19 protein-coding genes are annotated in these 20,844 nt (G+C 68.1%); 7 read left to right on the plus strand and 12 right to left on the minus strand.

Features of this window, described 5'->3' with window-relative positions; all coding sequences use genetic code 11:
• Positions 1–69: 69 nt before the first annotated feature.
• Together ACYVDN_RS12045 and ACYVDN_RS12050 are read right to left on the minus strand one after the other, a co-directional pair.
• A complete protein-coding gene (locus ACYVDN_RS12045) occupies positions 70–591 on the minus strand; it encodes a hypothetical protein (RefSeq protein ID WP_460571734.1) in 522 nt (173 codons plus the stop codon).
• A 78-nt stretch (positions 592–669) separates the two neighbouring features.
• Positions 670–1,032 (minus strand): sterol carrier family protein, encoded by a 363-nt coding sequence (locus tag ACYVDN_RS12050; protein ID WP_460571736.1) that lies wholly within the window; start codon positions 1,030–1,032, stop codon positions 670–672.
• A gap of 71 nt (positions 1,033–1,103) precedes the next feature.
• On the opposite strand from ACYVDN_RS12050, the gene purD reads away from it, so the two are divergent.
• Positions 1,104–2,399 carry a phosphoribosylamine--glycine ligase gene (purD, locus tag ACYVDN_RS12055; protein ID WP_460571738.1) on the plus strand — a complete coding sequence of 432 codons (1,296 nt, stop codon included), beginning with the start codon at positions 1,104–1,106 and terminating at the stop codon, positions 2,397–2,399.
• A 10-nt stretch (positions 2,400–2,409) separates the two neighbouring features.
• Here the strand turns inward: purD and ACYVDN_RS12060 are convergent, their stop codons facing one another.
• Together ACYVDN_RS12060 and ACYVDN_RS12065 are read right to left on the minus strand one after the other, a co-directional pair.
• Positions 2,410–2,997 carry a hypothetical protein gene (locus tag ACYVDN_RS12060; RefSeq protein ID WP_460571740.1) on the minus strand — a complete coding sequence of 196 codons (588 nt, stop codon included), beginning with the start codon at positions 2,995–2,997 and terminating at the stop codon, positions 2,410–2,412.
• 60 nt (positions 2,998–3,057) lie between these two features.
• Positions 3,058–4,320, minus strand: a complete 1,263-nt coding sequence (locus tag ACYVDN_RS12065) for an FAD-binding oxidoreductase (protein ID WP_460571742.1) — start codon at positions 4,318–4,320, stop codon at positions 3,058–3,060.
• Positions 4,321–4,627: 307 nt separating this feature from the next.
• On the opposite strand from ACYVDN_RS12065, the gene ACYVDN_RS12070 reads away from it, so the two are divergent.
• On the plus strand, positions 4,628–5,539 hold the full coding sequence (locus ACYVDN_RS12070) for a phosphoribosylaminoimidazolesuccinocarboxamide synthase (RefSeq protein ID WP_460571744.1): 912 nt from the start codon (positions 4,628–4,630) through the stop codon (positions 5,537–5,539).
• On the opposite strand, the gene ACYVDN_RS12075 is transcribed toward ACYVDN_RS12070, so the two are convergent.
• From ACYVDN_RS12075 to ACYVDN_RS12090, 4 genes are all read right to left on the minus strand, one after another.
• The gene (locus ACYVDN_RS12075; protein WP_460571746.1) at positions 5,503–6,810 is read right to left on the minus strand and encodes a hypothetical protein; all 1,308 of its coding nucleotides are present in this window, start codon (positions 6,808–6,810) and stop codon (positions 5,503–5,505) included. The two genes, ACYVDN_RS12070 and ACYVDN_RS12075, sit on opposite strands and share 37 nt — an antisense overlap.
• Before the next feature lie 57 nt (positions 6,811–6,867).
• Entirely contained in the window at positions 6,868–8,388 is a 1,521-nt protein-coding gene (locus ACYVDN_RS12080) for an efflux MFS transporter permease (protein ID WP_460571748.1), read from the minus strand.
• Between the two features lie 69 nt (positions 8,389–8,457).
• Positions 8,458–9,012, minus strand: a complete 555-nt coding sequence (locus ACYVDN_RS12085) for a PadR family transcriptional regulator (RefSeq protein WP_460571750.1) — start codon at positions 9,010–9,012, stop codon at positions 8,458–8,460.
• Between the two features lie 271 nt (positions 9,013–9,283).
• Complete coding sequence (locus tag ACYVDN_RS12090; RefSeq protein ID WP_460571752.1) at positions 9,284–10,072, minus strand: HAD family hydrolase; 789 nt, start codon at positions 10,070–10,072, stop codon at positions 9,284–9,286.
• Between the two features lie 183 nt (positions 10,073–10,255).
• Between ACYVDN_RS12090 and ACYVDN_RS12095 the strand changes: the two genes are divergently transcribed.
• From ACYVDN_RS12095 to ACYVDN_RS12105, 3 genes are all read left to right on the plus strand, one after another.
• Positions 10,256–10,531, plus strand: coding sequence for a phosphoribosylformylglycinamidine synthase subunit PurS (locus ACYVDN_RS12095; RefSeq protein ID WP_460571754.1), 276 nt, complete (start codon positions 10,256–10,258; stop codon positions 10,529–10,531).
• On the plus strand, positions 10,531–11,226 hold the full coding sequence (gene purQ / locus ACYVDN_RS12100; protein WP_460571756.1) for a phosphoribosylformylglycinamidine synthase subunit PurQ: 696 nt from the start codon (positions 10,531–10,533) through the stop codon (positions 11,224–11,226). Before ACYVDN_RS12095 ends, purQ begins: the two co-directional genes overlap by 1 nt.
• A 326-nt stretch (positions 11,227–11,552) precedes the next feature.
• Positions 11,553–12,080: a hypothetical protein gene (locus ACYVDN_RS12105; RefSeq protein ID WP_460571758.1), complete on the plus strand. Its 528-nt coding sequence runs from the start codon at positions 11,553–11,555 to the stop codon at positions 12,078–12,080.
• A gap of 46 nt (positions 12,081–12,126) precedes the next feature.
• On the opposite strand, the gene ACYVDN_RS12110 is transcribed toward ACYVDN_RS12105, so the two are convergent.
• The 4 genes from ACYVDN_RS12110 to ACYVDN_RS12125 form a co-directional block, all read right to left on the minus strand.
• A complete protein-coding gene (locus tag ACYVDN_RS12110) occupies positions 12,127–13,920 on the minus strand; it encodes a glycoside hydrolase family 35 protein (protein WP_460571760.1) in 1,794 nt (597 codons plus the stop codon).
• 87 nt (positions 13,921–14,007) lie between these two features.
• A complete protein-coding gene (locus ACYVDN_RS12115) occupies positions 14,008–15,357 on the minus strand; it encodes an ABC transporter substrate-binding protein (protein ID WP_460571762.1) in 1,350 nt (449 codons plus the stop codon).
• A gap of 57 nt (positions 15,358–15,414) precedes the next feature.
• Entirely contained in the window at positions 15,415–16,344 is a 930-nt protein-coding gene (locus ACYVDN_RS12120; RefSeq protein WP_460571764.1) for a carbohydrate ABC transporter permease, read from the minus strand.
• Positions 16,344–17,261 carry a carbohydrate ABC transporter permease gene (locus ACYVDN_RS12125; protein ID WP_460571766.1) on the minus strand — a complete coding sequence of 306 codons (918 nt, stop codon included), beginning with the start codon at positions 17,259–17,261 and terminating at the stop codon, positions 16,344–16,346. Before ACYVDN_RS12125 ends, ACYVDN_RS12120 begins: the two co-directional genes overlap by 1 nt.
• 91 nt (positions 17,262–17,352) lie before the next feature.
• Between ACYVDN_RS12125 and ACYVDN_RS12130 the strand changes: the two genes are divergently transcribed.
• Together ACYVDN_RS12130 and purL are read left to right on the plus strand one after the other, a co-directional pair.
• Positions 17,353–18,387, plus strand: a complete 1,035-nt coding sequence (locus ACYVDN_RS12130; protein WP_460571768.1) for a LacI family DNA-binding transcriptional regulator — start codon at positions 17,353–17,355, stop codon at positions 18,385–18,387.
• Positions 18,388–18,444: 57 nt separating this feature from the next.
• Positions 18,445–20,823: a phosphoribosylformylglycinamidine synthase subunit PurL gene (gene purL, locus ACYVDN_RS12135; RefSeq protein WP_460571770.1), complete on the plus strand. Its 2,379-nt coding sequence runs from the start codon at positions 18,445–18,447 to the stop codon at positions 20,821–20,823.
• Positions 20,824–20,844 lie beyond the last annotated feature (21 nt).

A 20,844-nucleotide genomic window follows, 5' to 3' on the forward strand; every position in this document is an offset into this window, starting at 1 on the left:
CGTGCGTCTCCCGCCGGTTGAGGAGCACGCCGAAGGCGTGCGTCTCGAAACCCCGCCCCGCCGCGTCAGCTACGCGCTCGGCGGATTCGGTCGCTCGGCGGACTCGTCGCCCTCGACCTTCGCAGGCAGCTCGCCCAGGTCGGGCTGCGCCTCGTCGTCGGCCGGGCCGTCGACCTGGCGCACGTCGATACGGTCGGCGACGACGGTGCGCTCGGTGTGCTTCGTCGCTGCGGCGGCCACGATCGCTGCCAGGGCTCCGAGTCCGACTCCGATGGCGACAGCGCCCAGCAGCACGAACCCGAACACCACGTTGCGGTCGTATCCCGCCTCCTGCGGCAGTGAATACGTCGCGATGAAGGCCGCAACTGCGAACACGGCGCCGCCCAGGATCATGAAGCGGCCGTACCGCGGCGTGCGCCGCACGCGCACCTCGTGCGCCGACTCGATCGAGACCTCTTCGCGGATCGGCTCGTCGTCGGATGCCTCGCTCGACGCCTGCTCCGAATCGTCGGCTACGACGAGCTCGTCGTCGGCCGGGCTGTCGGCGGAGTCGACGGCGGGCGTGACGGGGTCGTGGGAATCGCGTGGCACGTATCCATTGTCGCGCACCGTCGTTGTACGTCTGCTCCGCTGTCATCCCGGTGCACAGCGACACGACGCGCCCACGAATCAGCGGGGCCGATTCACCGGAAGGTACGGCTCGAGGGTGGCCCGCGTGCCTGAGGCGTGCACGGCTCCCGACCCCACGGCGTCGGCCCACGTGGCGCTGCCCGTCGCGAGGGAGAGCCACGTTGCGGCATCCATCTCGATCACGTTCGGCGGAGTGCCTCTCGTGTGCCGAGGCCCCTCGACGCATTGCACAGCGCCGAACGGCGGAATGCGCACCTCGACGGTGTTGCCCGGCACCTTGTCGGCGAGCGCCTGCAGCAGGTAGCGCACGGCGGTCGCCGTGGCATCGCGCGTGGCGGATGCCTGCAACGCCGTCGACACCGCCGTCATGCCGTCAAGCTCAGAGATGCGTGCCCGTGCCATGCATCCCATTCTCGCCGTCGCCACCGACGACACCCTCGGGCGCCCGACCCGCCCTGACTACCATGGGCGGAATGAGGATTCTCGTTCTGGGCTCCGGCGCGCGGGAGCACGCCATCATCCGCGCGCTGCTCGCCGAGGATGCCGACCACGACATCACCGCCGCCCCCGGCAACGCCGGCATCGCCGCCGACGTGCGAACCATCGGTGTCGACCCGCTCGACGGCGTCGCCGTTGCATCGTACGCCGAGGCGCACGGAGTGGAGCTCGTCGTCGTCGGACCGGAGGCGCCCCTGGTCGCCGGCGTCGCGGATGCCCTCCGCGAGCGCGGCATCGCGGTATTCGGCCCGAGCAAGGCCGCCGCGCAGCTCGAGGGCTCGAAGGCCTTCGCGAAGCGCATCATGGAGACCGCCGGAGTACCGACCGGTCGCGCTGAGGTCGTCGGAACGCTCGCTGAAGCTGAAGCGACCTTGGACAGGTTCGGCGCCCCCTACGTGGTGAAGGCGAACGGCCTGGCCGCCGGCAAGGGTGTTCTGGTCACCGAGGACCGGTCTGCGGCGCTTGCACACGCGACGGAGTGGCTGGAGCACGGAACAGTGCTGGTCGAGGAGTTCCTCGAGGGGCAGGAGGTGTCGCTCTTCGTGCTCAGCGACGGCGAGCACGTGCTGCCGCTCGCCCCTGCTCAGGACTACAAGCGCCTGCTGGACGGCGATGAGGGGCCCAACACGGGAGGCATGGGCGCGTACTCGCCGCTGCCGTGGCTCGACGAGGGCTTCGTCGACGAGGTGCTCGAGACCGTCGCGCTTCCGACCGTGCGCACGATGGCCGCCGAGCAGACCCCGTTCGTCGGACTGCTCTACTGCGGCCTGATCGTGACGGATGCCGGCGTGCGCGTCATCGAGTTCAACGCACGCTTCGGAGACCCCGAGACCCAGGTCGTGCTGCCCCGGCTGCTCACGCCGCTTTCCGGACTGCTCTATGGCGCAGCGACCGGCGAGCTCGGCGGCGTGCCTCGGCCCGAGTTCGCGCTCGACGTGGCGGTCGGCGTCGTGCTGGCGAGCGAGGGGTACCCGGTCGCACCGGTGACGGGACACGCGTTGCTCGGCCTCGACGCGGCATCCGCAGATCCGGAGGTGCAGATTCTGCACGCAGCCACCGAGGTGCAGACGCTGAGCGCGGATGCCACCTCGAGCTGGGCGACCGAGTCGCTCGTCGCGACGGGAGGCCGCGTGCTGACCGCGGTGGCGCTCGGCTCCACCTTCGACGAGGCTCGCGAGCGCGCCTACCGTGCGATCGACGCGATCAAGCTCGATGGTGGCCAGTACCGCACCGACATCGCGGCCGCTGTCGCGGCATCCGCCGCGGGTTAGGGCGGCGGCTCTAGGCGCCGGCTGGCGGGTCGACCAGCAGGCCGACGCGGTCGGCGACGTAACCGTCGAAGTCGGTCGTGGCACCCGGGTCGGAAGGCGACCAGCGAACGAGGGCGTGTCCGTCCATGACCGTAAGCACTCCGGATGACCCCACGAGGCTCTCGTCGAGCGCGATCGGCTCAGCGTCGTAGTTCACGGACTCGCCCTGTGCGAAACGTCCGCGATACGCCGCGACCCGCAGCTGGCGTCTGCGCTCGGCGGACGCGGCCTGGTACGTCGGGCGTCCGGGCTCGTGCGAGCGGGTGACGGAGCCCGTCGCGTAGACGGTCGGCGGGGCATCCGCGCCGTGGTCATCCCCGCCGCCATCCGCACGGCCGCCGGTCACGCCGAGCAGGATGACGCCGAGCCGCCACACCCGACCGATGGGCCGCAGCCGCTCGGCCCGCGGGATGAGCAGCACCCGGCCGGGGGCTTCGTACTCGGCGAGCGCCTCGGTACGTGCGCCGGCCGCAGCGAGCCGGGCAGTGGCATCCACCAACCCGGCTCGTATGCGCTCGATCGCTGCGGCGTTCGCGTCTGTGCCGCTGCCTGAAGCCATGCCTCTCACCCTAGAGCCGAGGCCGGCAGCCCCATCGATGGGACCGCCACCCGAGACGACTCAGTAGGTGAGCACGCGCTCCAGGTATGCGTTGCGGAAGACGCCCTTCGGGTCGTACTTCGCCACCAGAGCGCGGAAGTCGTCGAACCTCGGGTACAGCGATGGCACCACGCCGTCTGCGTCGATGAAGAGCTTGCCCCAGTGCGGGCGTGCGCCGAGCGGGAACAGCGCCTGCTCCATCGCGGGGAGGACGGCCTCGACGGCGGCCTGCTCGCGCTTCCAGGTGAAGTGGAGGGCCAGCACATCGGTCTCGTAGCACGAGCTGAGCCACAGGTCGTCGGCGGCGACCTCGCGCAGCTCCGTCACCTGCAGCACCGACGCCATCTGCTCGGCCAGCGGCAGCAGTGCCCGGATGGCGTCGGCCGCCCGCTCGCGCGGCACGAGGTATTCGCTCTGGATCTCCTCGCCGTTCGACGGCGTGAACGCCAGCTTGAAGTGCGGCAGCCGGTCGTACCAGGGTCCGGGAACACCGAACTGGTCGGTGCAGGCCGTGGCGTCGACGCCGGGCAGCGGATGCCGCTTCTCTGTCGCCTTCGCCGCTCCGAAGACCGTCTCGGGGGCAGGACCTTCCGAGACCTTGCGCTTGAGCCAGACCTGCTGAACGCCGCCGACCCAGTCGGTGAACATGCTGACGCTGTACGCCGACGCGGTGATGGCGTCGAAGTTGTCGAGCACGGTGTCCCAGTCGAGGCCGGTGTACACGGTCTGCGCCACCTCGAAGGTGGGCACGATGTCGAGGGTGACGCTCGTGAGGAGGCCCAGGGCGCCGATACCCACGACGGCGCCGGCGAAGTCCGCGTCACCTCTGCGGAGCGCGACCAGCTCACCTGTTCCGTTGACGAGCTCCAGCCCTGCGACGGCGGCCGCAAGGTTGACGTTGCGCTCACCGGAGCCGTGGGTGGCGGTGGCGATGGCGCCCGCGATGGAGATGTGCGGAAGCGACGCGAGGTTGGGGAGCGCCCAGCCTGCGGCGTGCAGCTGCTCGGCGATGTCGCCGTAGCGCGCACCGGCGGAGACAGTGACGGTGCGGGCGGCCTCGTCCAGCTCGAAGCGCGGCGGCAGCGAGGTCATCGCGAGCTGGGTCCCTGCGGAGTCCGCGATGTCGTTGAAGCAGTGCCGCGTGCCGAGGGCGTGCACGGTGGTGCCGGCCTCGAGGGCGTCGGTGACGGCGCGCTGGACATCCTCCACCGATGACGGATGCACGAGCCCCGCCGACCGATACGTGTAGTTGCCCGCCCAGTTCGTTCCTGCCGATTCGGCCACGTCGCCTCTCCTATCGGGTCCACCCCGGTTTGTTGTGATTACGAACAATTATGCACGTCCCGGCACCCTACGCCACAGTCCGTCCCGACCCGCCGGCGGTCCGGCCCGCCCGGCCGATGTGCATAACTCCTGCAATTCGCGCGGCGCCGCTCACCGTATCGCGGTATCACGCGGGGATTCGAGCCGCGGTCCGCAATCTGCAGGAGTTATGCACCGGCGGGTGACCCCTACCTCGCCGCCCGCCCGCTCGCCTCCCACCCGCTCGCCTCCCGCCCGCTCGCCTCCCGCCCGCCTCTACGATGGGACGGTGACTGCGACGACCCCGCCATACGGAGCACTGGCCGGCTGGACCCACGCGTACTCCGGCAAGGTGCGCGACCTCTACGTGCCGAATGGCGCCACGCTCGCCACGGCCGACGCGCTGCTGGTCGTCGCGAGCGACCGCGTGAGCGCGTTCGACTTCGTGCTCGAGCCGGGCATCCCTGGCAAGGGTGAGCTGCTCACGACCCTGTCCCTCTGGTGGTTCGACCGACTGGATGACGTGCCGAACCACCTGCTCGCCGACCACCGTCTCGACGGTGGTGACCGCATCCCGTCTGCCGTGGCCGGGCGCGCGATGCTCGTCAAGCCGCTCGACATGTATCCGATCGAGTGCGTCGTGCGTGGATATCTGACCGGCACCGGATGGCTCGAGTACCAGCGGACCCAGAGCGTGTGCGGTGTGCCGCTCCCGGCCGGGCTCACCGACGGAGACCGCCTGCCGGAGCCGATCTACACCCCGGCGTACAAGGCACCGCAGGGCGAGCACGATGAGAACATCAGCTTCGAGCGCACCGAGGAACTGGTCGGCGCCGACGTCGCGGCCGCCCTTCGCGACGCATCCCTCGACGTGTACCGGCGCGCGGCCGCCATCGCCGAGGAGCGCGACCTCATCCTCGCCGACACCAAGTTCGAGTTCGGCACCGACCGCTCCACAGGTGAGCTGACCCTGGCGGACGAGGTGCTGACGAGCGACTCCAGCCGCTACTGGGATGCCTCGGCCTGGCGCACCGGCACCACTCCCGCCGAGCGCATGGCGAGCTTCGACAAGCAGATCGTGCGCAACTGGCTGGCGGCGAACTGGGACAAGAACGGCACTCCGCCGGCCCTCCCCGACGACATCGTGCAGCGCACCGCTGCCCGCTACCGCGAGCTCCTCGAGCGCCTCACAGGCGACTGAGGAGTGAGCGCGCGACGTTGACGCAGCGCGAACAGCAGCAGACCTGCGGCGACTAGGGCGATTGCCGTCCAGACGCCATCGATCGCGTCCGAGCCTGAATCGGCCAGTTCTCCCGTCGTCGCGGTCGTCGTGTTCCCGGTCGCCGCAGCGGGTGCGGTCGCCCCGACGGGAGCCGACGACGCCGGCACCGGCGCCATCACGATCTCGGGAGCGGTGACCTCCGCGGCCAGCGCCGGCACGACGATCGGTGCCGGCGTCTCGTACCCGGCCGGGGGCAGAACGGCGATCTGATATTCGTCCCGCTGTTCGGTGACGATCTCGTAGGTACCGTCGCTGTTCACGGGAACAGTGACGGGTGCATCGTCGATGGCCTGCACGGGGGTTCCGTCGGCGGACTGCAGTTCAACGCTCGTTCCAGGGGGAACGGGCTGCGATGTGTCCGCCCCTCCAAGCGCGATCTGGCCGGTGATCGTGGTGGCCGGCGCCGGCTGGGCAAGCCAGAGCTGATAGTTCGGGCTGCCCGAGAGCGCGCCGTAGAGCAGCTTGATTCCCCGCACCGCCGCCGACGGCATGAACCAGACGTATGCCCCCGCTGTGTCGTTGACGTTGCCGTACACCGTTCCCGGTGTGTACGTGATCGACGATGCGCCGTATGCAACTGTCTGCGAGGCCGGCCCCGGAACCCAGTTCGGCACGTCGTAGGGTGCCGTGGCGCCGGCACAGGCAGACGGCTTCGGCGATGCGTTCTCGCAGTAGTTCCCCGCGCCTTGCTCGCCGAGGTCAGCCGTGGGCAGCGGGTTTCCCGATGCATCGAGCGGTTGGATGAACACCCAATCGGCATCGATGTCGCCGACGGCGAACCCCCATCCCGCCGTCGGAGCCGCGTTGAACATCACGGTGGTCGTCGACGGCGGGGGCGTGCTGGTCGACGGCGGCGTCGGGGCAGGAGCACCGGTGCGCGGCCGAAGCGTGAGATAGGGCTGTTTGCGAGTCGACCCGAACTCCTGACCGAAGGCCGTGTTCGCACCGAGATACGCCGACTCGCCACTCGGTGCCGTGAGCGAGACGGAGTCGGTCGAGACGGTCGCGTTCGCATCGGTGGGGTTCGTGAACGAGGCGGTACCCGTGAACGAGTTGGGCGAGCCCGACATCGTCCAGGTCGGGAACGAGCCGATCGTTCCCGCAGGCACCGCCGAGGCGGGCGCGGCCGCTGTGATCACCAGGGCACCACACGCGATCGCGACCGCCAGCGCCTTCCCCCGTATACGCACGGGGTAGACGATACGGGGATTGTCGACGGCAGACTAGATCAGCAGCCTCTTTCGCTGCTACTCCGCGACGGGCGCGACCGGCCGGTCATCCTGCTTCACGGCGACCGGGGTGCCATGGGTCGCCGACCACGCCGAGTTGTCACGCGGTCGCACGAAGAACAGCACGACGATGGCACCGGCGAGGGCGACGATCGCGGGCATGAGCATGGACTGGGCCATGGCATCCGTGAAGGGCTGCTGCACGAAGGTCGGCAGCTTGGCGCCGCTGAACTCCGCGCCCGACGAGCTCGAGTGCAGGCCGTTGGCCGTGAGCCGCGCCTGAATCAAGGCCGCGATCGCCGCGCTTCCGAGCACGCTGCCGATCTGACGCACGGTGTTGTACACACCGGCCCCTGCACCGGCCTGGGCCGGCGGAAGGTTGTGCGTCGCGGTGACCGACAGGGGTGCCCAGATGAACGCGTTCGCGACGCCGAGCACCAGGCTCGGGATGAGCAGGCGGGGCCACAGGTCGACATCCGGGTTCATCCATGCCGAGTACCAGAGAAGCCCCACGGCCATCAGGAACAACCCGGTGAAGGAGAGGTACCGCGGATGCACGCGGTCGGCCAGGCGTCCGACGACGGGCGCCAGCGGGATGACCACGACGGCCATCGGCACCATGAGCAGCGCCGACTGCGTCGGCGTGAACCCGAGCACGAGCTGAGCGAAGAAGATCAGCGGCAGCGTCATGCTCGTCACGGTGAATCCGACGGTCGAGATAGCGAGGTTGGCCAGCGAGAAGTTGCGGTCGCGGAACAGCTTCAACGGCATCAGCGGCTCGCCCTTGTTGAAGGCCTGCCACGCCACGAAGCCCGCGAGCACGACGATGCCGGTGATGATCAAGCCCCAGACGGTGATCGGTCCGGTGATGGTTCCCCAGTCGTACTTCTCGCCTTCCTGAATGCCGAAGACGACGAGGAAGAGGCCGACGGCGCTCAGGATGACGCCGAGGATGTCGAACGAGTGCTGATGCGTCGGGAGCTTCGGCACCAGGATGGCGGCCGCGATGAAGCCGATCACGCCGACCGGCACGTTGATGAAGAAGATCCACTGCCAGCCGAGGCCGTCGACGAGCACGCCGCCGAGCAGTGGGCCGACCAGCATGGCGACGCCGGAGGTCGCGCCCCACAGTGCCATCGCTGCACCGCGCCTGTTCGGCGGGAAGGTGCGGGTAATCACGGCCATGGTCTGCGGCGTCATCAGCGCCGCACCGATGCCCTGAACGACCCTGGCTGTGATGAGCAGCTCGATGGATCCGGAGAGACCGCACCACAGCGAGGCGCCGGTGAACAGCACGAGGCCGATCAGGTAGATGTTCTTGGGGCCGAACCTGTCACCGAGACGTCCGGTGACCAGCAACGGCACCGCGTAGGCGAGCAGGTAGGCGCTCGTGACCCAGATGACCGAGTTGATGTCGGTGTTCAGACCCTCGAGGATCTTGGGGTTGGCGACCGACACGATGGTGGTGTCGACCAGGATCATGAAGAATCCGATGACGAGCGCCCAGAGCGCCGGCCATGGACGAGTCTGCTTTTCCATGTTTTTTCCTTCAGTGCTGCGTCGTGGGGTACGTCAGTTACGACGTATGAGCGGATGTCGAATCGACAGTCACCACTCGATGGTTCCGTTCCTGAGTTCGTCGAGAAGGTTCTGCACCCATGCCGCTTCGGCTTCGACGATGACCCGCAGGTACGACGCCTCCAGCCAGTACTTGCGCTCGAGCTGCTTGCCCTCGACATGATCCACCGCACCACCGACAAGCTTGAGCTGGGCGCCCAGTGCGAGCATCCGCCGCTCGAGGAGCCGGATCACGGTATCGGCCGGCAGGTTGTGCGCCTCGGCGATCGCCACTGGGAACTCCGGGTACTCGTACTTCCACTCGCCGAGCATCTCGGTGACACGCTCGAGCATGCGGTCGCGTCCGACATCCGTGATCTCGTAGGTGGTGCGCTCGGGTCGGTTGCCCTCGCGCTCGGTGCCGATGGCACGCACGAGGCCGTCGCGCTCGAGGCGCTCGACCGCGTGGTAGAGCGACCCGGGCCGCACCTTGACGATGTGGTCTTCCGACCGGGTGATGAACGTCTGGAACATCTCGTACGGATGCATCGGGCGCTCCAGCAGGAGGCCGAGCACGGCGATCGCCAAGGGGGTCAGTGCCGACATGCGTCATCCTCTCGCTTGCTTGGGTCGATTACTCCGTGCCAATTATTCCACGTGGAATATTACGCACGGAGTACGCCGAATGCAAGCGGCCAGATCCATCCGTCCGCTCACGCACCTCCGCCCGCTTATCCAGCGCACCGAAAACCGGCGATGGCATCGAATACCGGAGAACCTCGTCGGTATTCGAAGGAAGAGTGCGATCTCTCCGGTTTTCGCACGGCGAGATGCGCCGTGGGGTGCCCGGACAAGCCGGGGCCGGGGCGGGGAGGCGTCAGGCGGGGAGGCCGAGCAGCGTGGGGAGATCCGCGATGCTGTCGATCACGGCGTCGGCGCCCGCGAGCATGAGTGCGCGCTCGTCGTGCCATCCGGTGAGCACTCCGACGGTGACGCCTGCGCCGGCCGCGAGTCCGCTCTCGATGTCCGAGATCGTGTCGCCGACCACGATCATCGAGTCGACGCAGGATGCCCCTGTGCGCAGCAACGCGGTGAGGGCCATGTCGGGGAACGGCCGTCCGCGTCCGACGTCGTCTGAGCAGAGCACGACATCCGCGAGGCCTTCCCACGACAGCGCGCCGAGGATCGTCTCCATCGTGCGCCTCGTCAGGCCGGTGGTGAGCGCGACGCGAACGCCGCTCTCGCGGAGCACCCGGATGGTGCGCTCGGCGCCGGGGACAGCTTCGAGCCCCTCGCGCTCTGCCAGCTCGGAGAACGCGCCCTCGAACTCGCTGACAGCACGTCCGGCCTGGTCGTCGTCGGAGGCGAGCTCGGCGAACACGTCGCACTTCGCACGACCGATGTTCTCGCGCACGAACGCGAGTGCTGCGACACGCTCCTCTGCTGCGGTCGCGATGCCCGCGCGGTCCATCGCCCGCTCGTATGCGTGCTCGACGAGTCCGTCATCCACCACGGTGGTTCCGGCGAGGGCGAGTACGACGAGCTCGACCTCGATCTCCTCGACCTCGTCGAAGTCGTCGAGCTGTTCGTCGGGCAGGTTGTCGAGGTCGTGGAAGGCGGACTGCTCCGCCGCGCGTCTGCTGACGACGACGTCGTGTGTGCTCATCGAAGACTCCCTCGGCCCTGCCGGCGACGCAGAGACGGCGCTCGCCGGCTACACAGACTAGGCAGGCGCCGGGAACGCCCGACCAGCCGCCGGTTGCGGCGAGGTGAACGGATGTCGAGCGATCACCGATCCAGGCACCGGTAGAATTGCGGCATCCGTCCCGCAACCTTCAGGGGGTTCGCCATGCCCACCATCGTCGTCGACGTCATGCCGAAGGCAGAGCTGCTCGATCCTCAGGGCAAGGCCATCGCCGGCGCCCTCGCCCGCACGGGTCGGGGCACGTTCGACGTGCGCATGGGCAAGCGCTTCGAGCTGACGACGGATGCGCCTGTGACCGACGAGCTGCTGGCATCCGTTCGGGAGATCGCCGCCGACGTGCTGTCGAACGGTGTCATCGAAGACGTCGTCGGCGTGACGGTGGTCGAGGCCCAGAGCGCCCAGCCGGTCGAGGTCGCCTGATGCGCATCGGCGTCATCACTTTTCCGGGTTCCCTCGACGACAGGGATGCCCGACGTGCGGTTCGCGCGGCAGGCGCCGAGGACGTCGCGCTGTGGCACGGCGATCACGACCTCGCGGGTGTCGACGCGCTCGTGCTGCCCGGTGGGTTCAGCTACGGCGACTACCTGCGCTGCGGTGCGATCGCCAGCCTCTCGCCGATCATGAGCGAGGTCATCGACGCCGCGAACAAGGGGATGCCGGTGCTCGGCATCTGCAACGGGTTCCAGATGCTGGCCGAGGCGCACCTGCTTCCCGGCGGGTTGATCCGCAACGACCACGGCGCGTTCATCCGCCGCGACCAGCGCCTGCGCGTCGAGAACGCCTCGACCGCGTGGACCAACGGGTTCGAGACCGGCGCGGAGATCGTCATCCCGCTGAAGAACGGCGAGGGCGAGTACGTCGCCTCCGCCGAGACGATCGAGCGACTCGAGGGCGATGGGCGCGTTGCGTTCCGCTACCTGGGCGTCAACCCGAACGGGTCGATCAACGACATCGCAGGTGTCACGAACGAGCGCGGCAACGTCGTCGGCCTGATGCCGCACCCCGAGCACGCGACGGAGCCCGGCTTCGGCCCCGACACCAGGGCAGCGATGCGCTCCGGCGTCGACGGGCTGACGTTCTTCACCTCGGCGATCGCGGCCCTGCAGGCCGCGTAGCCCGCACCACGGTCCGAGCCCGAGCCCGCACACTCGCACGCGGCGCTCGCGCTCGCAAGCCAGCGTTCGCACTCGCAAGCCGGCGTTCGCACTCGTACGCCAGCGCTCACGCGCTGGTCTCGCACTAGCGCCACTTGCGCTCAATTGGGCCAGTACAGGTGGCGCAGTTAAGCGCAAGTGGCGCTAGTGCGAGACGACGACAGACGACAGCGACGGTGCGGGCGACGGTGACCGGCGCGGGCGACGACGCACAGGGCGCCGACAGGGACTGGCGCCTACGATAGAGACAGGGTGTCTCGAATATGCCGGCACCGGAGGAGGACGCGATGGCGAACGCGCTGCTTGAGCGGTTGGAGCCGCTGTTCCGTCGACTCGACAGTTTGGCGGGCGGGCGCTACTCCGATCTGCGCATCGATGCCGAGCTGCTCGCACATCCGCGCACCAGAAGAGCGTTCGTCGCGATCGTCTGGCTCCTGGTCGTCGAGTTCGCGATCGGCATCGCCGCCGTCGTCATCGCTCTGGTGCTGGCGGCGGACGGCATCCCTGTGCAGTGGTCGGTGTGGATGCGCACGGTCGTCGTGCTCGGGATGACCGCCACGCTGTTCTACTTCGCGTGGCGCGCATCCCTCGGCTACTACTGGGGGTACTCGCGGCTTCGGCTGTTCAGCAAGATCTTCCCGGTGATCACGCTGGTGCTGGCGGCGATCCCCGGGCTGTACCCGCTCTGGATGGTCACGGAGCAGATCGTGTTCAGCCTGATCCTGATCGGCGTGGCCGACTACCTGGACTCCGACCACATGCGCGCGACGTTCCCGCGCCCGGACCGCGGCACGGATGCCCCAGCGAGTACGTAGCCACCGAATCGGCACGTGCCGCCCCCACCGGATGCTGCGTAGCGCCCTACGCCTCAGTGTGCCCCAGCTCCGCCCTTGGAACGAACTCGATCGTCTCGCGCACCGACGAGTGCAGTTCGAACACGATGATCTCGTTCTCGCCGTGCCGCAGCACCGGACCGGGAACGTAGAGCGTCTGCTGCGGGCCTCGCGACCAGTAGCGGCCGAGGCTGAAGCCGTTCACCCAGACGACGCCCTTGCCCCACCCGGAGGTGTCGAGGAAGAGGTCGGCGGGGTCTCCGTCGAGGTCGAATCGGGCGCGGGCGAACGCGGGGCCGCGCACGCCACCGGCCTCCGAGGACGCGTTCGCTGCCGCCGTCCCGCCACTGCCTGACGCGCGGGCGTCATCCAGCACCCCCGACAGCGCGTCGAAGTTCAGCGGGCGCACGTCCCAGCCGGTGAGCTGCTCACCCCCGAGCAACACAGGGCCGATCAGCCCCTTCGGCTCGCCGATCCTCGGACCGTAGTCGACACGGCCCTGGTCCTCGACGAGCAGCGTGAGGAGCCCCGCTCCCGCCGGCACGACGAGGGTGCTCTCGTGATGGTCGCGAGCGAGAACCCCGATCGGACGCCCGTCGACGAACACCTGGGCCCGGTCGCGCATCTCGGTGAGCGAGAGAACGGCATCCGCGTGAAGGTCGACGTGGGTGGAGTAGAGCGCGAAGCCGCTGTAGTGCCCGAGCTCGTCGAGCGTGGGCGGAGTGGTGCTGCTGTGCGCCATGCCGAGTCGCTCGGCCACAGCCGTCAACGGCACGACGCGGTCGATGGATGCCTCGAACGCGGGTGCGGCCGGCGCGACATCCGGCACCTCGTCGGGCACCGGCGCGTAGCGTGCGATGACCTCGCGGAACGCCCAGAACTTGGCCGTCGGATCGCCGGACTCGCTGAGCGGCGCGTCGTAGTCGTAGCTCGTCACGATCGGCTTGTAGACGCCCTTGTCGTTGGCGCCGTTCGTGAGACCGAAGTTGGTGCCGCCGTGGAACATGTAGATGTTCACTGACGCCCCGGCGGCGAGCAGCTCGTCGAGGTCTGCCGCGGACTGCTCGACGGAGGTCGTGTGGTGGTGCGCGCCCCAGTCGTCGAACCAGCCGTCCCAGAACTCCGAGCACATCAGCGGACCGGTCGGCTGGTGCCTGCGCAGCACGGCGAGGCGCTCCGCTGCGCGTGATCCGAACGATCCGGTCGTGAGCAGGTCGGGAAGAGTGCCCGCGGCGAGCATGGCGTCCGTCGGCTGGTCGACGGTGGTCAGCGGCACCGTGATGCCGGCTGCCTTCGTCACGTCGGTGAGCTCGCGCAGGTAGTCGTGGTCGTCGCCGTACGCGCCGTACTCGTTCTCGACCTGCACCAGGATGACCGGACCTCCCCGGTCGATCTGCTGCGGCGCGACGATCCCCAGCACACGCTGCAGGTAGCCCGTCACTGCGGCGACGAACCTCGGCTCGCTGCGTCGGACACCCACCTCGGCATCCCGGAACAGCCAGGCGGGGAGCCCGCCGTTGTCCCACTCCGCGCAGATGTACGGTCCAGGTCGCACGATCAGGTACATGCCGGCATCGGCGACCACGCGGATGAACCGCGCGAGGTCATGCCGCCCGGTCTCCAGCCACACGCCCGGTTCCGGCTCGTGGAAGTTCCACGGAACGTAGGTCTCGATGGTGTTGAGACCCATGCTCTTGGCCTTAGCCACCCGGTCGGCCCAGTGGTCTGGGTGCACCCTGAAGTAGTGGATGGCGCCCGAGAGGATGCGGAAGGGACGGCCGTCGAGAACGAAGTCGTCCCCCTCGATACCGAAAGTGCTCATGCGATGGTGCTTTCGTGATGACAGAAGTCGGTCGGCCGAGCGTGCGGCCGACCGACTCCTGATGGATCGTGCTGTGTGCTGTGCCTCTTACTTGCCGGTGACCGTGAAGCCCTGCTGGTTGCCGTAGCTGACCAGCGCCTTCTGCCACGACTGAAGCGCGGGGTCGAGGCTCGTGCCGTTGGTGTATGCGCTGCTGAACGAGTCGCTGAAGATGCTGTTCGCGTATACCTGGTAGGGCAGGTACGACCAACCGGGCAGAACGTTCTTCGAACCGGCGACGAGCACCTGGTTGATCTTCTGACCGCCGAAGTAGGCGGGCGCGAGATCGAGGAACGAGCTGGACTCGAGGTCGGCGGTGGTCGACGGGAAGCCGCCGGACTTCACGAAGATGCCCGTGGAGTCCTTGCTGTCGTTCAGCCATTTGACGAACCCTGCGGCGAGCGCCTGGTTCTTGCTCTGCTTCATGACGGCCTGCGAGCTTCCGCCGTTCTCGGCGTTGGCGGCCTGACCGTCGTAGGTCGGCATCGGAGCGACGCGCCAGTCGCCTGAGCCGTCGGGCACCGAGGCCTCGAAGTTGCCGGGCATCCAGGCGCCGGTCACGAGGGTGGCGATGGTGCCGTTGCCGAGACCCTTGAACCAGTCGTCGCTCCAGCCGGCGATCGGTGCGACGAGCTTCTGCTCGACGAGCTGGTTCCACATCGCGGAGTACTGCTTGGAGCCCTTGTCCTGCAGGTTGATGCTGACCTTGGTGCCGTCCGTGGTGAACGGGTGGCCGCCTGCCTGCCAGATCATGCTCGTGGTGAAGCCGGGGTCTCCGGTGTCCGAGGTGATGTAGGAGTTCGGGTTGGCCGCGTGCAGCTTCTTGGCGTCGGCGACGTACTCATCCCACGTGGTGGGGACGGTGAGGCCGTACTTGTCGAAGACCGACTTGTTGTAGAACAGCGCCATGGGGCCGGAGTCCTGGGGAAGACCCCAGAGGCCGCCGCCGAAGTTCACGTCGTTCCACGAGCCGCTCGCGTAGTCGCTCTTGAGCTTGTCGAAGCCGAACGAGTTCAGGTCGACGAGCGACTTTCCGAGGGCGAACTGGGGGAGCGCGAAGTACTCGATCTGCGCGACATCCGGAGCACCGGAGCCCGCCTTGATCGTGTTCTGGAGCTTGGTGTACTCGTCGTTGCCCGTTCCGGCGTTCACGAGGTTGACGTGCACCTTCGGGTACGCCTTCTCGAACGCGGCGACCTGGTCCTTGGCCGACGGGGTCCAGGTCCAGTAGGTGATGGTGCCGCCCTTGGCGAGCGCCGACGCGACGTCATCCGAGCTGCCGCCTGACGAGCTGCCGCTCGACGAGCACGCGACGAGCGCGCCGCCGACCAGGGCGGAGGCCGCGATCACTGTGGAGATGCGCCGCCAGGTCCGAGCGGAGCGAAGTCCGTTCTTCATGGGGTTTCCTTTCGCTTCTTTGGGAGGAGTAGGGCAGGACGCCCTGGGAGGTGAGATCTACTGCTTGACGCTTCCTGCTGCGAGGCCGGACTGCCAGAAGCGCTGCAGCACGAGGAAGATCACGACGACGGGGATGATCATGATGAGCGAGCCCGTGATCACGAGGTTGTAGATCGGGGCGGCCGAGACGCCGTTGGCCTGGGCACTCCACTGGCTGAGGCCGACCGTCAACGGGTACAGGTTGGGATCGCTCAGCATGATGAGCGGCAGGAAGAAGTTGTTCCAGGTCGCGACGATCGCGAACAGCAGCACCGTCACGATGCCGGGCCCGAGCAGCCTGATCGAGATCGTGAAGAACGTGCGGAACTCGCCTGCGCCGTCCACGCGGGCGGCCTCGAGCAGCTCGGTCGGAACGGCCTCTGAGGCGTACACCCAGATGAGGTAGAAGCCGAACGGGCTGATCAGGGACGGCAGGATGACCGCCCACGGCGTGTTCGTGAGGCCGACCTGGCTGAACAGCAGGAACGTCGGAACCGCGAGGGCCGTACCGGGCACGGCGATGGCGCCGAGCACCACGGCGAAGACCACACGCCTGCCAGGGAACCGGTACTTCGCCATGCCGTAGCCCGCGATGGTCGCGAGCAGCGTTGCGCCACCCGCGCCGACGACGACGTAGAACAGGGTGTTGCCGAACCACTGCAGGAAGATGCCGTGGTCGTAGGTGAACGTCTGGCCGATGTTCTGGAAGAGCACGATGGTGTTGCCGAACCAGAGTCCGAACGACGAGAACAGCTGGCCCTGGGTCTTCGTGGCGTTGAAGATGAGCCAGAGCAGCGGAACGATCGAGTAGATCACGAACAGCACCATGACGATGGTGAGAACGATCGACTTCTTCGATCGCGGTGCCGTGTTCTTCGAGGCAGAGCGCGACCGGCGGGCCGCGCGCGACGGTGCACGGGTCGCCGTGCGAGTGGTTGCGGTGGTCATCAGCGGTTCTCCTGACTCGTTCCGCGCAGCTGCACGACGTAGGCGATCACGGCGGTGATGATGCCCATCACGATGGCGACGGCTGCCGCGAAGTTGTATTGCTGCCCAGCGAACGACAGGTTGTAGGCGTACATGTTCGGGGTGAAGAAGGTGCTGATCGCGTTCGGCGCCAGCGGCTTGAGCAGCTGAGGCTCGTTGAAGAGCTGGAAGCTTCCGATCACCGAGAACATCGTGGCGATCACGATCGCGCCCCGGATGGCGGGGATCTTGATGCTGAACACGGTGCGGATGGCTCCTGCGCCGTCGATCTCGGCCGCCTCGTACAGCTCGGTCGGGATGACCTTGAGCGCCGCGTAGAAGATCAGCATGTTGTAGCCCATGAACTCCCAGGTGACGATGTTGCCGATCGAGGCGAGGATCCACTGGGGGGAGAGCGGGTTGATGCTCGTGCCGAGCAGGTCGTTGAGGTTCGCGCTCAGCCCGAACTGGGGGCCGTAGATGAAGCCCCAGATCAGCGCCGCGACGACACCGGGAACGGCGTACGGCAAGAAGATCAGGATGCGGAAGATGCCCGCGCCGTGCAAACGAGCGCTGTCGAGGGCGAGCGCTGCGATCATCGAGAGCACGAGCATGATCGGCACCTGGATGACCAGGAACAGGGTGACCCGTCCGAGTGCGTTCCAGAACTTCGGGTCGGTGAGCACCTGCACGTAGTTCGCGAAGCCGACGAACGCGTTGCCACCGATGATCTGGTCGCGGAACAGGCTCAGATAGATCGCGTAGCCGACGGGCACGATGATCATGGCGAGGAACACGATCGCGAACGGTGCGATGAAGGCCCAGCCCTTCCAGTCCCTGCGATCTCGCCGGGGGCCGGATGCCGTGCCGTTTCGCCGTGCGGCAGACAACGTCGTCATGTGTGGAGAACTCTCTTTCCGATGTTTGCGTGAACATCGTCGCTGTACCCTAACATGTTCACGTCAACATGCGCGAGACGAGGGTGAATCGATGACGGAGGAGCGACGAGGCGGCCTGCCGGGCAGGGGCCCTTCGATGCAAGACGTGGCCAAGCACGCCGGCGTCTCTTCGCAGACCGTGTCCCGCGTCGCGAACGGGCTGCAGAACGTCGAGGACTCGACCCGCAAGCGAGTGCTCGACTCGATGCAGGCACTCGGCTACCGACCCAACAAGGCAGCGAGGGCGCTGCGCTCTGGCCGCTTCCAGAGCATCGGCGTCGCGATGTTCACGCTGTCGTCGTACGGCAACATGCGCATGCTCGACTCCGTGGCATCCGCGGCGGCCGACAGCGGCTACTCGCTCACCCTTGTGCTGGTCGGCAAGCCGACCCAACACGACGTGAGCGCAGCGTTCGACCGGCTGTTGGAGCACGGCGTCGACGGCATCCTGATCGTCATCGAGGCGCACCTGGCGGACGCGGCGGTCGTCGAGCTGCCAGCAGGACTGCCCGTTGTGGTCGTCGACTCGGTGACGCGTTCCGACTACCCGGTCGTCGACAACGACCAGGCGGGCGGCGCGCGGCTCGCGACGCAGCACCTGCTCGACCTCGGACACGAGACCGTGTGGCATCTGGCAGGGCCGGAGCCGTCGTACTCGGCGACCCGCAGGCTCGACGAGTGGCGCTCGGTTCTCACCCGCGCCGGACGCACCATCCCTCCCGTGCGGCACGGCGATTGGTCGACGATGGCCGGCTACCAGGCGGGCCTCGAGCTGGGTGCTCGCGACGACGTCACGGCGGTGTTCGCCGCCAACGACCAGATGGCCCTCGGCCTCATGCGCGCCTTCCACGAGCTCGGCCGCGACGTGCCTGGCGACATCAGCGTCGTCGGCTACGACGACATGCCGGAGGCCGAGTCGTTCTGGCCGCCGCTGACCACCGTGCACCAGGACTTCGAGGCCGTCGGACAGCGCAGCGTCGAGACGCTGCTGGCGGAGATCGAGGACGGACCGGGCAAGGTGGGAACGCTCGTCGTACCGACGTACCTCGTGGTGCGCTCCAGCACCGCGGCCCCGACAGAGCACTGAGGGTCACGACCTAGACTTGAGGGGTTCTGCGCCCGTGATCCCTGAGGAGTCTGCCGCGTGACCGAGCCCGTTACCACGCCCGCCGCCACCGGCCTCGACACCGTCGACAACGCCGCCGTGACGCCCGAGAAGGAGCAGCCATACGCGGCGCTCGGGCTGAAGGACGACGAGTACGCGCGCATCCGCGAGATCCTCGGCCGCCGGCCCACCAGCGGCGAGCTCGCGATGTACTCCGTGATGTGGAGCGAGCACTGCTCGTACAAGAGTTCCAAGAAGTACCTGCGGCAGTTCGGGCAGAAGGTCACGCCCGAGATGAAGAAGAACTTGATGGTCGGCATCGGCGAGAACGCCGGAGTCGTGGATGTCGGCGAAGGCTGGGCCGTCACGTTCAAGGTCGAGTCGCACAACCACCCCAGCTACATCGAGCCGTTCCAGGGCGCAGCGACCGGCGTCGGCGGCATCGTGCGCGACATCATCTCGATGGGCGCCCGCCCGGTCGCCGTGATGGACCAGCTGCGCTTCGGCAAGATCGACGAGGCCGACACGGCTCGCGTCGTACACGGTGTCGTGGGCGGCATCTCGTTCTACGGCAACTGCCTCGGCCTGCCGAACATCGGCGGAGAGACCTACTTCGACCCGGTGTACCAGGGAAACCCGCTCGTCAACGCCCTCTCCGTCGGCGTGCTCCGCCACGAGGACCTGCACCTGGCGAACGCCTCGGGCGTGGGCAACAAGGTCGTGCTGTTCGGTGCGCGCACCGGCGGGGACGGCATCGGCGGGGCATCCATTCTGGCGTCCGACACCTTCGCATCCGGCGGTCCCACGAAGCGCCCGGCCGTGCAGGTCGGCGACCCGTTCGCCGAGAAGGTGCTCATCGAGTGCTGCATGGAGCTGTTCGAGAAGAAGCTCGTCGAGGGCATCCAGGATCTCGGCGCTGCCGGCATCTCGTGTGCAACGAGCGAGCTGGCCTCCAACGGCGACGGGGGCATGTACATCTCGCTCGACGCCGTGCTGCTGCGCGACCCGACTCTGACGGCGGAGGAGATCCTCATGTCGGAGTCGCAGGAGCGCATGATGGCGGTCGTCACGCCTGAGAAGCTCGACGCGTTCCTCGCGGTGACCGCGAAGTGGGATGTCGAGACGAGCGTTCTCGGCGAGGTGACCGACACCGGGCGGCTCATCATCGACTGGCACGGCGAGAAGATCGTCGACGTCGACCCTCGCACGGTCGCGGTGGACGGCCCCGTGTACGACCGCCCCGTCGCGTATCCGTCGTGGATCGACGCGCTTCGGGCGTCCTCCGCCTCAGCTCTGCCCCGGCCCGACGGCACAACGGAGGAGGGCCGCGCCGAGCTGCGCGAGCAGTTCCTCGCGCTGGTCGGCTCGCCCAACCTGGCCGACAAGAGCTGGATCACGAACCAGTACGACTACTACGTCGGCGGCAACACCGCGCTGTCGTTCCCGGACGACGGCGGCATGATCCGCGTCGATGAACAGAGCGGCCTCGGCTTCGCCATCGCGACCGACGCCAACGGACGCTACGGCCAGCTCGACCCGCGTCAGGCCGCACGCCTCGCCCTTGCGGAGGCGTACCGCAACGTCGCCGTCACGGGAGCCGTGCCTGCCGCGGTCACCGACTGCCTCAACTTCGGTTCGCCGGAGAACCCCGAGGTGATGTGGCAGTTCTCCGAAGCCGTCGAGGGCCTGTCGGATGCCTGCCTCGAGCTGGGCATCCCGGTCACCGGCGGCAACGTGTCGTTCTACAACCAGACCGGGGCCACCCCGATCTTCCCGACCACCGTCGCCGGCGTGCTCGGCGTGATCGACGACGTCGCGCGGCGCATCCCTTCCGGGTGGCAGGACGCGGGCGACAACATCTACCTGCTCGGCGTAACCCGCGAGGAGCTCGACGGATCGGCGTGGGCAGGCTCGGTGCACGGCCACCTCGGCGGACTGCCGCCGGCGGTCGACCTCGACGGCGAGAAGCGACTGGGCGAACTACTCCAGGCCGGGTCGCTGGAGAGCCTCATCGCGTCGGCGCACGACCTCTCAGACGGCGGCCTCGCGCAGGCACTCGCCGAGAGCGTGCTGCGCTTCGGCGTCGGCGCAAGGGTGTGGCTCACCGAGATCATGGATCGCGACGGCGTTGATGCCGCTACCGCGCTGTTCTCCGAGTCCACCGGGCGCGTCATCGTCTCGGTACCGCGCGAGGACGACGTGAAGTTCCGCGGGCTGTGCGAGGGCAGGGGCTACCCCGTGCTGCGCATCGGCGTCACGGACGCGGTGGTGGGCCAGCAGCCCGTGCTCGAGGTGCAGGATGTCTTCACCGTGGGTCTGGAGGAGTTGCGGGCATCCCACCAGGCGACCCTCGCCGAGCACTTCGGTCCCGTCGTCGGACAGGGTTCCGCCGAGGAGTACTACACGCCGGGCGCCTGAGCCCCGCTCCGCGGAGGGTGC

The sequence above is a fragment of the Humibacter soli genome (assembly GCF_054779035.1).

Coding starts and splice junctions, on each gene's coding strand:
- ACYVDN_RS12050 (WP_460571736.1), bottom strand. CDS start 1,032: ATGGCACGGGCACGCATCTCTGAGCTTGACGGCATGACGGCGGTGTCG.
- purD (WP_460571738.1), top strand. CDS start 1,104: ATGAGGATTCTCGTTCTGGGCTCCGGCGCGCGGGAGCACGCCATCATC.
- ACYVDN_RS12060 (WP_460571740.1), bottom strand. CDS start 2,997: ATGGCTTCAGGCAGCGGCACAGACGCGAACGCCGCAGCGATCGAGCGC.
- ACYVDN_RS12080 (WP_460571748.1), bottom strand. CDS start 8,388: ATGGAAAAGCAGACTCGTCCATGGCCGGCGCTCTGGGCGCTCGTCATC.
- ACYVDN_RS12085 (WP_460571750.1), bottom strand. CDS start 9,012: ATGTCGGCACTGACCCCCTTGGCGATCGCCGTGCTCGGCCTCCTGCTG.
- ACYVDN_RS12090 (WP_460571752.1), bottom strand. CDS start 10,072: ATGAGCACACACGACGTCGTCGTCAGCAGACGCGCGGCGGAGCAGTCC.
- ACYVDN_RS12095 (WP_460571754.1), top strand. CDS start 10,256: ATGCCCACCATCGTCGTCGACGTCATGCCGAAGGCAGAGCTGCTCGAT.
- purQ (WP_460571756.1), top strand. CDS start 10,531: ATGCGCATCGGCGTCATCACTTTTCCGGGTTCCCTCGACGACAGGGAT.
- ACYVDN_RS12105 (WP_460571758.1), top strand. CDS start 11,553: ATGGCGAACGCGCTGCTTGAGCGGTTGGAGCCGCTGTTCCGTCGACTC.
- ACYVDN_RS12110 (WP_460571760.1), bottom strand. CDS start 13,920: ATGAGCACTTTCGGTATCGAGGGGGACGACTTCGTTCTCGACGGCCGT.
- ACYVDN_RS12115 (WP_460571762.1), bottom strand. CDS start 15,357: ATGAAGAACGGACTTCGCTCCGCTCGGACCTGGCGGCGCATCTCCACA.
- ACYVDN_RS12120 (WP_460571764.1), bottom strand. CDS start 16,344: ATGACCACCGCAACCACTCGCACGGCGACCCGTGCACCGTCGCGCGCG.
- ACYVDN_RS12125 (WP_460571766.1), bottom strand. CDS start 17,261: ATGACGACGTTGTCTGCCGCACGGCGAAACGGCACGGCATCCGGCCCC.
- ACYVDN_RS12130 (WP_460571768.1), top strand. CDS start 17,353: ATGACGGAGGAGCGACGAGGCGGCCTGCCGGGCAGGGGCCCTTCGATG.